The sequence below is a fragment of the Segatella asaccharophila genome (assembly GCF_054687055.1).
The window spans coordinates 49026-60315 of the sequence record NZ_BAACAN010000019.1; the positions used below are offsets into that span (position 1 = coordinate 49026).

The following is an 11290-nucleotide window of genomic DNA, read 5'->3' on the forward strand; positions in this document are numbered from 1 at the left end:
CCTTATTTTAAATATCGTGAATAGATGCTTGATCTGTCTTCATTTCTTGGCAAAATAGAGTGTGCAAATTCCAAAAGTAAGTCGTTTGAAACCGGTTTCGGAAAACCCTGCTTTTTTTAATATATTCATCATGGTCTCTCCCTGGGGGAAGGCCTCTATGGTTCTGGTGAGATAATGATAAGCGCCGGAATCCTTGGAAATGAGTTTGCCATATACGGGCAGAAAAGTATGCGAATAGATTCTGAAGAGTTGGTGCATCGGGAATTTTACAGGTTCAGTGAGTTCTACAATGCTCAGATGACCTCCCCTTTTCAGTACCCGGCACATTTCGCTTAATCCTCGGTCAAGGTTCTGGAAATTGCGGATTCCAAATGCTGCTGTGACCGCATCGAAGGTACAATCCTCGAAAGAAAGATTCATGCAGTCTTCTTTCTTGAAAGAAATAATGTCTTCCAGATGTTCTTGATCTACCTTCTTTCGTCCGATCTGCATCATTCCTTCGGAAATATCCGATCCGATGAGGACCCGGGGATGGAGTATCTTGGCTGCAAGAACAGCAAAGTCGCCCGTTCCTGTTGCAACATCCAGGATCTTTTCCGGAGAATAGGGGATCAGTTTCTGAATAGCCTTTCTCCGCCATCTCCTGTCAATTTTCCAGGACAGTCGGTGATTGAGGGTATCGTAAGTAGGAGCAATCCGGTCAAACATCTCCTCTACGAGTTGTCCCTTTTCTCCCTTTTTCCCGTACGGCTTTATTTTTTCCTGCTGATACATGTTTCTTGAAAGGTTACAAAAACCCGGGGCGCAAAAGAGAGCACTCCGGGTCTGTGATCATGACTATTTGCGTGAAGCCAGATAAGACTTTACATTCTTTTCTATACGCATTGCGATGTTTCCTTCTTCAGCAGCTTTATCAAATTTTTCTCCGATGATATGCTCATAGAGTTCGATATAGCGATCGCTGACCTTTTCTGCGAATTCGTCGGTCAGTTCAGGCATTTTCTGACCTGGCTGGTTCATGAAATCATGTTCGATAAGCCATTGGCGGACAAACTCCTTAGAAAGTTGTTTTTGTGGTTCTCCCTTTTCGAATTTCTCCTGATAGCCATCGGCGTAGAAATAGCGGCTGGAATCAGGGGTATGAATTTCATCAATCAGATAGCACTGTCCGTCGCGTTTGCCAAATTCATATTTGGTATCTACGAGGATCAATCCACGTTGAGCAGCGATCTCCTGGCCGCGATTGAAAAGTTTTCTGGTCCAGTCTTCGAGGATAGCGTAGTCCTCTGCCGGAATGATGCCTTGCCGGATGATCTCCTCTTTCGAAATATTCAGATCATGGCCTGTTGCAGCCTTTGTCGTCGGAGTGATGATTGGCTCAGGAAAGCGCTGGTTCTCTCTCATCCCGTCGGGGAGTTTTACGCCGCAAAGGTCACGACATCCTTCTTTATAAGCACGCCATGCACTTCCTGTGAGGATACTGCGGATAATCATTTCTACCGGGAATCCTTTACAGTTCAGTCCTACCGTCACCATCGGATCAGGAGTGGCAAGTTTCCAGTTCGGGCAGATGTCCTTTGTGAGGTCCAGGAACCGGGCTGCGATCTGGTTTAAGACTTGTCCTTTGTAAGGGATGCCCTTTGGCAGGACAACGTCAAAAGCTGAGATTCTGTCCGTAGCGACCATTACGATCAAGTCGTCATTGATGTTGTACACGTCACGTACTTTTCCGTGGTAAACACTTTTTTGTCCATCGAAATGGAAATCAGTTCTGGTTAAAGCTTTCATTATATATAAGTTTAAACTAACAACCGTATAAAGCTCTCCTGTCCATGCTTTGGGAATCCCGCTTCCTGAATATTAGTTTTTTGTCTTGATGTCCGAGTCAAAATAAGGGATTCGGCATTCCTCTTTCCGCGCTTTCTTTATTTCTTCCATTTTCTGGTCATAAGCTGCGTAAGCATTGACAATCCGGGTGACCAATTTGTGCCTGACGATGTCCCTTTGCCCTAACTGGACGACAGAAATACCTTCTATACCACGGAGAATCCTCAAGGCCTCTATCAGGCCACTTCGCTGTTCTCTCGGAAGGTCTATCTGAGTAAGGTCACCTGTTATGATCATTTTTGTATCCCATCCCATCCTCGTGAGGAACATACGGATTTGCTGAGGAGTGGTGTTCTGCGCTTCATCCAGGATGACAATAGCATCACTGAGCGTCCTCCCTCGCATGAAAGCCAAAGGAGCAATCTGTATGATATGCTTATCCAGCATGTCCTGGAGTTTGGCTGCGGGAATCATGTCCTCTAAGGCATCATAGAGCGGTTGCAGGTAAGGATCGATCTTGTCCTTCATGTCTCCCGGGAGAAATCCGAGTTTTTCACCTGCCTCGACGGCAGGACGGCTGAGGATGATCCTTTTTGCCGTTTTTTCTTTCAGAGCCTTGACCGCCAGAGCAACGCTCAGATAAGTTTTCCCTGTACCCGCAGGCCCTACAGCGAAGATCATGTCATCCCTGCCGAAGGCATCAATTAATTTCTGTTGATTCTCACTTCTGCTCTTGATGGGCTTTCCTGAAATGTTATATAGGAGTACACCTTGAATAAGGTCTTCCTTGGTCTTGTGACCCTTGACGATGTCTAAAATATCTTCGTCTTTGATGGTATTATACTTGAGAACATGCTTGCGCATGGTCTCTATATCCTTTTCGGCTTTTGACAGATCATCCTCATCTCCAAGAATACGTATGACATTATCTCTTGCCATGATATGTAATTTGGGAAAGAGTGATTTGAACATCTGAAGATGACAATTGTTGATCCCATAGAAAATTACGGGATCAATATCTTCTAAAATGATATGCTTCTCTATCAATGTTTTTATTTAACGGTTTTTGCCTTATAATAACACTGCAAAGTTACAAAAAAATAGTGAAACGCCTCTTTTATATCTCTTCTTTTTTGTACTTTTGCGATTAAATTATTCGAGAGATGAAGATGGAGATTTCAAAAAAGAAATATACGAGAGTTTTTATGTCTGTCGTCTTATTTTTGTTTTTAGTAAGATTGATCTTTCCGGGGGTCATGCGATCCAGCCAGCATCAACGGAGTAATGATTCTATCGCACGGGATTCGCAGGCCTTTGCCCGTTCCCTTTCTTCTGATCAGAAAGAAGGAAATTCGTGTATACCTGTTGATTCGGCTGCTTTCACGATGTTCTTTAATCCGGACGGGTCCTTGGCAAAGCATCGTATCATCAGCGTTCCTGATTTCCAGAATACTTTCGCGGATGAGAATGATACCCAACTTGTCTCTGCCAGTAGATGGGGGGTGAAACCGGTCGAAAATCGCAAGACAGCCATGAAAGAAAAGGGCAAACTTGTATATGTAGGAAGCAATCCGTATTTTTATATTGAACCTCTCCATTCCAGCATTCCGTATCTGGTGCCCCGGGCTGCTATTCTTCTGCAGGATATCGGACGGAGCTATTATGACAGTTTACAACTGAAAGGCATCCCTTTGCATCAGATTATCGTGACGAGCGTGATGAGAAGTAAGGAGGATGTCCAGAATCTGAGAAGTCATAATGGGAATGCCACGGAGCATTCATGCCACATGTATGGTACAACCTTTGATGTCAGCTATAATCGTTATCGGACAGTTGAAGCCCCTGGCGAAAATCGCCGTAAGGTGAGGAATGATACTTTAAAGTGGGTGCTCAGTGAAGTGCTCAACGATATGCACAAGCATAACCGTTGTTTTATCAAGTATGAGATCAACCAGGGATGTTTTCATATTACGGTGAGATAAACACCGTATGGACAGTTCTGCATGTTGGAAGAATATAGTATAAGGCCCGAAACGTAATTGTCTCGGGCCTTATTTATAAGCGGGAGAGACAGTGATGTCCTGTTCCCCCAAAGTTTATGATAGATCAATAAGCAAAGAGGGGATATTTTGTCATCGTATTATTGACTTTCTCACGGACCCTTGAAATGACCTGGTCATTTTCCGGATCTTTCAAGACTTCATCAATCAGGTCTGCAATGAGATGCATCATGTCCTCTTTGGCACCACGTGTGGTCATGGCTGCTGTTCCCAGCCGGATGCCAGAGGTCTGGAAAGGACTCCGTGTGTCAAAGGGAACCATGTTCTTGTTTACGGTAATGTCTGCTGCTACAAGAGCATTCTCAGCTACTTTTCCGGTAAGATCCGGATATTTAGAGCGGAAATCGATAAGCATTGAATGGTTGTCCGTGCCGCCACTGACGACATCGAAACCGTGCTGCATCATGTCATCAGCCAGTACGGAAGCATTTTTCTTCACTTGTGAAGCATAGTCTTTCCATGAAGGCTGGAGGTTCTCGTTGAATCCTACTGCCTTAGCAGCGATCACGTGCTCCAGGGGGCCACCTTGTTCACCAGGGAATACGGCAGAATTGAGAAGAGCAGACATTTTCTTAACAACTCCCTTTTTAGTAGTCTTCCCCCAAGGATTATCAAAGTCTTTTCCCATTAAGATGACTCCGCCGCGAGGACCGCGAAGGGTCTTGTGTGTGGTGGTCGTTACAATATCTGCATATTGAACGGGATTCTTCAATAATCCGGCTGCGATCAGTCCGGCCGGATGAGCCATATCAACCATGAAGATAGCACCTACCTCGTCACATATCTTACGCATCCGTGCATAGTCCCATTCACGACTATATGCAGAACCACCCCCAATGATCAGTTTTGGTTTATATTTCAAGGCCAGCTTTTCCATCTCATCATAGTTGACCCTGCCCGTTTCCTGACTCAGGTTGTATCCGATATGGTGATAGAGTATCCCGGAAGTGTTGACTTCGCTGCCGTGAGACAAATGACCACCCTGTGAGAGATTCAGTCCCATAAAAGTGTCACCGGGATTCAGACAGGCAAGAAGTACGGCTGCATTAGCTTGTGAACCGGAGTGAGGCTGGACATTGGCGAACTCTGCACCAAAGACTTTCTTGACTCGTTCACGTGCCAGGTTTTCTACCTGGTCTACCACCTGACAGCCACCGTAGTAACGATGTCCCGGCAGTCCTTCGGCATACTTGTTCGTCAGGCAGGAGCCCATGGCATTCATCACTTCGTCACTGACAAAGTTCTCTGAAGCTATCAGTTCCATTCCCTTGAGCTGGCGCTGATGCTCTTTTTCAATTAGGTCAAAAATCTCTTGATCCCTTTCCATTGTGTACAGTGTTATTTTAAAATTAAAAATCTTTTTGCCTAAATGCAATTTGCAAATTTAGGTAATCCTTCTTACTTATCCAAACTTTAAAGTGACTTTTTGTAACTTTCTGCAATTACCAATGTCCTTTTTATTGGAGTTTCACTTTGTCTATTTCCTGTTCCTTGTCACAATAATGACATTTCACGATGCCCTTGCTTTTATCCACGACGTTGAATACAGTTTCCATAGGTTCATTATTGGTAATACACTTGGGATTATTACATTTGATGATCCCTCTTAGGACATCTGGTAATTCCACGGTCCTCTTTTCCACTACTTCGTAGTCCTTGATCGTATTGACGACAGCATTAGGGGTCAAGACGGCAAGACGGTTGATTTCATCGTCAGACAGAAATTTGCCCGAAACTTTAACAATCCCTTTTTTCCCTAATTTCTTGGAAGGAAGATTATATCCGATGGTCACTGGAGAGCTGAAATCCTGAAGTTTCAGTAGATTGACGACCTGGAAGGTCTTATCAGCCGGAATATGGTCGATTACCGTACCGTTTTCAATGGCGGCTACTAACATTTCCTTTTTTGCCATGACTTTTTTGTTTAGCGTTGAATATTAATATTTACTTTCTATAATAGTGTCATCATTCTTGATATCGTCAAGGGATATTCCCAGGCAATAACAGAAAATGGCTTCCCTGGCATAGAGTCCGTTTTTGGCTTGCTGGATATAGTAAGCATGAGGATTGGTGTCTACATCATAAGCGATCTCATTGATTCTCGGCAATGGATGCATCACTTTCATGTTTGGTTTTGCACCTTTGAGCATGTCATTGGTCAGGCGGTATATGTTCTTTACCTTTTCGTATTCCATCAGATCGCTGAAGCGCTCCTTTTGGACTCGTGTCATATAAAGAATGTCAGCATCCGCAATCACTTTTTCATTAAAAGCCGTGTGTTCCTGAAATTGGATGCCGTGTTCCTTGCAGTATATCTTATACTCTTCAGGCATGGCAAGTTCCTTAGGGGCTATGAAGTGGAAGGTCGGATTAAAATGTCTCATGGCCATGATCAGTGAGTGTACGGTTCGTCCATACCTTAAGTCACCTACGAGATAGATGTTCAGATTTTTTAAGGTCCCCTGGGTCTTGTGGATCGAATAAAGGTCCAGCAGACATTGTGATGGGTGCATGTGGGCTCCATCGCCTGCATTGATGATCGGCACTGGTGCTACTTCACTCGCATATTGCGCAGCTCCTTCGATGTAATGCCGCATGGCAATGGCATCAACATAATTGCTGACCATCAGGATCGTATCTTTCAAAGTTTCACCCTTTGTCGTACTGGAGGTCTTGGCATCAGAGAAACCGATGACCCGTGCTCCTAATCGGTTAGCTGCGGTCTGGAAACTTAATTGTGTACGCGTGGAAGGTTCGAAGAATAAGGTGGCAATAACTTTTCCCTTAAGGATTTCCCTGTTGGGATGCTTCTCAAATTCATGTGCCATCTGAAGAAGGTATAATATCTTCTCTTTTGACAGATCGGCAATTGTTACGAAATTATGTTTTTCCATTATATCAAAAACATTTGGAATAAAAATATAAGAATAATCTGACGATGAGGCTTTCTTCTATTAGTGTCAGCATCGAAAGCCATAGGTTTAAAAAGAGAAAATTTATTATACCTCTTGTCAATCAATTCACTTTTTGAAGTGATTATGGACAAGCTCAACAATCGTTCTTTCGTATATTGATTCTGAATCACCACTTTCGGATTGCTTTAAGCATATTGCCTGGCATAATGTTTGTAAAAGGGACAAGACTCAACGATGTCGAATGCAAATTTCCCTTTGCAAAGATAGAAAATATTTTCCATAAAACAGAATGTTTGTTGAAATATAATGAGAAAAACCAGAATTAAATCGGAGCCATGTCGTTCAGAAATCAATTCAGGTCTTACTTGCTAATATTTTAGGCTCTGTGTGGATTATTCAGAAAATAATTGTATTTTTGCACGGTAAACATCAACAGAGAATTATATAGAATGAGAAAGAAATTTATACATTTTCTTTGGGGCGCACTGGTTACTGTCGTGGTCTTTTCAAGTTTGGCTTTTACGGCTATTTGGTTTGGATGGATTGGATATATGCCGGATCTGTCAGACCTTCAGAACCCGATTAACCGTTACGCTACACAGGTATATTCTGCTGATGGAAAAGTGATGGGGACATGGAATTTAAATAAGGAAAACAGGATCGTTATCCCTTATTCAAAGATGTCTATCAATCTGGTTCATGCTTTGGTCGCAACGGAAGATGTCCGCTTTTACCAACATTCCGGAATTGATTTCAAAGCCCTTGGAAGAGCGATTATCAAGAGGGGACTGCTGGGTGAACAAAATGCCGGGGGAGGATCTACGATCACCCAGCAACTGGCTAAACAGTTGTATTCCCAGACCGCTCAGAGCACGACTCAGCGTTTATTTCAAAAACCAATAGAATGGGTGATCGCTATAAAATTGGAACGTTACTATACGAAGGATGAAATCATAGCGCTTTATTTAAATTATTTTGATTTTTTACATAATGCGGTGGGCATAAAATCTGCGGCTAATGTGTATTTCAATAAAGAACCGAAGACGCTGACCCTTGATGAATCGGCCACACTGATCGGACTTTGCAAGAATCCATCTTATTTCAATCCGGTGCGCTATCCTGAACGCTGTAAACAGAGGAGGAACGTGGTCCTTCAGCAAATGGTCAAGGCAGGGTATCTGTCTTCTGCCGATTATGCTGAGGAGAGTGCACAACCATTGGTGTTGAATTTCCACCGTATTGACCATAAGGATGGAACGGCGGTCTATTTCCGGGAATTCTTACGCCAGTATATGATGGCTAAACGGCCTCAGTTGGATGATTACCCTGTCTGGAATCATGATCAGTATGTGCTTGATTCCATTGCCTGGGTGAGTGATCCTCTTTATGGATGGTGTAACAAGAACTTTAAGAAAGATGGGACTCCTTATAATGTGTATACGGATGGCTTGAAAGTGCTTACAACGATAGATTCGCGTATGCAGAAGTATGCAGAAGAGGCTGTCTATGAGCATATTGCAAACTTCTTGCAGCCTGCATTTGATACGGAAAACCAGCACAAGCCGAGTGCCCCATTCTCTGATCAATTGACTAGTGCTCAGATTAAGTCCATTATGAATCGTTCGATCGTCCAGAGTGACCGTTATCGTGCGTTGAAGCGGGAAGGGGCATCTCCTCAGGAGATCAGACGCTCTTTCCATACTCCGACAGACATGACAGTATTTTCTTATCATGGTGATTTGGATACGACGATGACCCCGATTGATTCTATTCGTTATTATAAAATGTTCTTGCGGGCAGGATTTATGAGCATGGATCCCAAAACGGGTGCTGTAAAGGCTTATGTGGGAGGAATAGACTATACTCATTTTATGTATGATATGGTCACGTCAGGCCGCCGACAGGTAGGCTCTACCATTAAACCGTTCCTTTATTCATTAGCGATGCAGAATGGTTTTTCCCCTTGTGACAAGGCTCCTAACCGTCAACAGTCCTATCGTGTAGGGGGGAGCTGGTGGACCCCTCGTAATGCAAGTCATGCAAGATACGGACAGATGGTCACCCTGAAATGGGGACTGGCACAGTCGAACAACTGGATTTCTGCTTATCTGATGAGCAAGTTGAATCCGCGGCAGTTTGTGTCTCTCCTGCATGATTATGGAATCAATAATCCGGACATCTATCCTTCTATGGCTCTATGCCTGGGTCCTTGTGAGGTATCTGTTGCTGAAATGGTCAGTGCCTATTCGACCTTTGCTAATCATGGTATACGCTGTGCACCGATGTTCGTATCCAGGATTGAAGACAATGAGGGAAATGTGATAGCCCGTTTCCAGCCTCGTATGAATGAGGTAATGAATGCCGATTGCGCTAATAAGATGCTCGTTCTTTTGCAGGGAGTTGTCAATGGGGGAACGGCGGGCAGACTACGTTATCATTTCCATTTCACCGGTCAAATCGGTGCCAAAACGGGTACTACAAATAATAATGCGGATGGATGGTTCATGGGCTTTACTCCTCAGTTGGTCAGTGGCTGCTGGGTAGGAGGTGAAGATCGGGATATTCATTTTGATTCGATGAGAATGGGGCAGGGAGCTACAATGGCTCTCCCTATCTGGGCGCTGTTCATGAAGAAAGTGTATGCTGATCCAACTCTCCCCTATAGCCAGAAGGCGAAATTTGATCTCCCGGCTAAATATAATCCTTGCATGAGTCAGGATAATCAGAATGAAGGTATCGATGAAGTATACGAATAGAAAATTTGATTTATGAATCGTAATCTGTCCCGCTTGTTCTTAGCCTTGCTACTGTCGGCTTTACCTTATTATATATGGGGTAAGGTCTGGTCAGCAGACCAGATACCTATGGTACATTTGGAAGACCGTACGCAATATGTATGTGATCCTGATGGGGTCCTGAATCCTGATGCTAAAACAGAAGCGGATCAGATTCTGTATCGTTTGCAGCATCAATGTGGTGTTCAGACCGTTTTTATTATTGCTAACCGGGTAAAGGATGGTGATGCTTTCCGCATGGCTCAGGATGTAGGGAATCACTATGGCGTCGGGGATAAGAAAAATCGCAGAGGATTGGTGATCGTCATTTCTGTCCAGGACCACCAGTATTTTATTGCTCCGGGGAAAGGCCTTGAAGGCGATCTGACGGATGTGGAATGTAATGACATCGGACGTGCTTGCATTGCTCAAAACATGAAACAGGACCTGCCGGACTCTGCAGTTATCGTTACGTGCAGGGCGATGTACAATAAATTTAAAACGGGTAAAACGGGGGTAGATACTGTGGATGAAGGAGAAGTTACTTCATGGAAAGATATCTTCGTGATGGTCTTCCTGATCCTCCTTTTCTTTGGCTATCCTGGTTTTTTGCTGGTAATCTGGATTCTTGAACAATTTGGGCTGATCTCACCGAATAACCGCTTTTTACGCCATCATAAAGGACATCATGATGATCATGGGGGACCGCCTCCCTTCTTTTTTGGTGGAGGTGGTGGCTTCTTCGGCGGCGGAGGTGCCTCCGGTGGCAGCTTTGGTGGTGGCAGCTTTGGTGGAGGTGGCTCTGGAGGAAGCTGGTAACCAGGAGAGTGATTTTGTAAATGAATAAATTAAGATTATAAATTATGAAAAAGAAGGGTATTTGGATCACATTAGTGATTGTTCTGATTATTGTTCTTTGGGCCTTTGGGGCTTATAATGGGATGGTAAATAAACAGGAGGCGGCTACTACGGCATTGGCAGATGTACAGTCTACCTATCAGCGAAGAGCAGATTTGTTGCCTAATCTGACCAGAGTTGTCAAAGCTTATGCCAAACATGAGAATTCTACTTTTACGGAAGTTGCTGAGGCTCGGTCCAAGGCTTCTCAAATCTCTCTGGACGCTTCTTCCTTGACTCCTGAAAAACTGAAACAGTTTGATGCAGCTCAGGGTGAGTTGAGTGCTGCTTTGGGGAAATTGATGATGGTTAGTGAGCGCTATCCGGACTTAAAGGCAAGTGAGAATTTCAAGGATTTGCAAATTCAACTTGAAGGTACTGAAAATCGTATCAATGAGGCACGGCAGAAATATAATGAGGCAGTCCAGGATTATAATATCTCTATCCGGCGGATGCCGAATGTTCTCTTATCCGGTATGTTCGGGTTTGATAAAATGGCGAAGTTTGAGGCTGCTTCTGGTGCAGACAAGGCTCCTGTACTGAATATCTGAATGATGGATAGGTTTGTTGGGGACGATAGTTTTTCTCTTTTTTAGAGTTTTATGTTGTTTCTAGTGCACCGTGTCGTTTATACGGGTATCAGTCATATTGAAGGTGCTGACCTGTAGTCAGATATGGCATTTTCAAAGCTTCTTTTTCCCGGTTTTATTTTGTCAATAAAGGAGAAATACGTATTATTTATTTTAATTTTTTCCTAAAAAGATTTGGCGGTTACGTATAAAAGCACTACCTTTGCAACCGCTTTCGGATAAAAACC

10 protein-coding genes are annotated in these 11290 nt (G+C 43.7%); 4 read left to right on the top strand and 6 right to left on the bottom strand.

Features of this window, described 5'->3' with window-relative positions; all coding sequences use genetic code 11:
* Window positions 1-39: 39 nt before the first annotated feature.
* The 3 genes from ubiE to ACYRYG_RS10420 form a co-directional block, all read right to left on the bottom strand.
* Window positions 40-774, bottom strand: coding sequence for a bifunctional demethylmenaquinone methyltransferase/2-methoxy-6-polyprenyl-1,4-benzoquinol methylase UbiE (ubiE, locus tag ACYRYG_RS10410; RefSeq protein WP_293418550.1), 735 nt, complete (start codon window positions 772-774; stop codon window positions 40-42).
* A gap of 63 nt (window positions 775-837) precedes the next feature.
* A complete protein-coding gene (locus ACYRYG_RS10415) occupies window positions 838-1788 on the bottom strand; it encodes a phosphoribosylaminoimidazolesuccinocarboxamide synthase (protein ID WP_293418552.1) in 951 nt (316 codons plus the stop codon).
* A gap of 72 nt (window positions 1789-1860) precedes the next feature.
* Complete coding sequence (locus tag ACYRYG_RS10420; RefSeq protein WP_293418554.1) at window positions 1861-2874, bottom strand: PhoH family protein; 1014 nt, start codon at window positions 2872-2874, stop codon at window positions 1861-1863.
* Window positions 2875-2990: 116 nt separating this feature from the next.
* Here ACYRYG_RS10420 and ACYRYG_RS10425 point away from each other — a divergent pair, with 116 nt between their 5' ends.
* Window positions 2991-3809 (top strand): DUF5715 family protein, encoded by an 819-nt coding sequence (locus ACYRYG_RS10425; RefSeq protein ID WP_460198110.1) that lies wholly within the window; start codon window positions 2991-2993, stop codon window positions 3807-3809.
* A 124-nt stretch (window positions 3810-3933) separates the two neighbouring features.
* On the opposite strand, the gene glyA is transcribed toward ACYRYG_RS10425, so the two are convergent.
* From glyA to pyrB, 3 genes are all read right to left on the bottom strand, one after another.
* A complete protein-coding gene (glyA, locus tag ACYRYG_RS10430; RefSeq protein ID WP_293418558.1) occupies window positions 3934-5214 on the bottom strand; it encodes a serine hydroxymethyltransferase in 1281 nt (426 codons plus the stop codon).
* A 130-nt stretch (window positions 5215-5344) separates the two neighbouring features.
* Complete coding sequence (gene pyrI, locus ACYRYG_RS10435) at window positions 5345-5800, bottom strand: aspartate carbamoyltransferase regulatory subunit (protein WP_293418560.1); 456 nt, start codon at window positions 5798-5800, stop codon at window positions 5345-5347.
* Between the two features lie 24 nt (window positions 5801-5824).
* Window positions 5825-6781, bottom strand: coding sequence for an aspartate carbamoyltransferase (gene pyrB, locus ACYRYG_RS10440; RefSeq protein ID WP_293418562.1), 957 nt, complete (start codon window positions 6779-6781; stop codon window positions 5825-5827).
* Window positions 6782-7251: 470 nt separating this feature from the next.
* Between pyrB and ACYRYG_RS10445 the strand changes: the two genes are divergently transcribed.
* The 3 genes from ACYRYG_RS10445 to ACYRYG_RS10455 are packed head-to-tail and all read left to right on the top strand — an operon-like array spanning window position 7252 to window position 11024.
* Window positions 7252-9558 carry a transglycosylase domain-containing protein gene (locus ACYRYG_RS10445; protein WP_460198113.1) on the top strand — a complete coding sequence of 769 codons (2307 nt, stop codon included), beginning with the start codon at window positions 7252-7254 and terminating at the stop codon, window positions 9556-9558.
* Between the two features lie 12 nt (window positions 9559-9570).
* Window positions 9571-10395, top strand: coding sequence for a TPM domain-containing protein (locus tag ACYRYG_RS10450; RefSeq protein ID WP_293418566.1), 825 nt, complete (start codon window positions 9571-9573; stop codon window positions 10393-10395).
* A 44-nt stretch (window positions 10396-10439) separates the two neighbouring features.
* Window positions 10440-11024, top strand: a complete 585-nt coding sequence (locus ACYRYG_RS10455; RefSeq protein ID WP_293422358.1) for a LemA family protein — start codon at window positions 10440-10442, stop codon at window positions 11022-11024.
* Window positions 11025-11290 lie beyond the last annotated feature (266 nt).

Bases quoted from the DNA above. Each gene is read 5' to 3' on its own strand.
- ACYRYG_RS10445 (WP_460198113.1), top strand. From the start codon at position 7,252: ATGAGAAAGAAATTTATACATTTTCTTTGGGGCGCACTGGTTACTGTC.
- ubiE (WP_293418550.1), bottom strand. From the start codon at position 774: ATGTATCAGCAGGAAAAAATAAAGCCGTACGGGAAAAAGGGAGAAAAG.
- ACYRYG_RS10450 (WP_293418566.1), top strand. From the start codon at position 9,571: ATGAATCGTAATCTGTCCCGCTTGTTCTTAGCCTTGCTACTGTCGGCT.
- ACYRYG_RS10415 (WP_293418552.1), bottom strand. From the start codon at position 1,788: ATGAAAGCTTTAACCAGAACTGATTTCCATTTCGATGGACAAAAAAGT.
- pyrI (WP_293418560.1), bottom strand. From the start codon at position 5,800: ATGGCAAAAAAGGAAATGTTAGTAGCCGCCATTGAAAACGGTACGGTA.
- ACYRYG_RS10425 (WP_460198110.1), top strand. From the start codon at position 2,991: ATGAAGATGGAGATTTCAAAAAAGAAATATACGAGAGTTTTTATGTCT.
- glyA (WP_293418558.1), bottom strand. From the start codon at position 5,214: ATGGAAAGGGATCAAGAGATTTTTGACCTAATTGAAAAAGAGCATCAG.
- pyrB (WP_293418562.1), bottom strand. From the start codon at position 6,781: ATGGAAAAACATAATTTCGTAACAATTGCCGATCTGTCAAAAGAGAAG.
- ACYRYG_RS10455 (WP_293422358.1), top strand. From the start codon at position 10,440: ATGAAAAAGAAGGGTATTTGGATCACATTAGTGATTGTTCTGATTATT.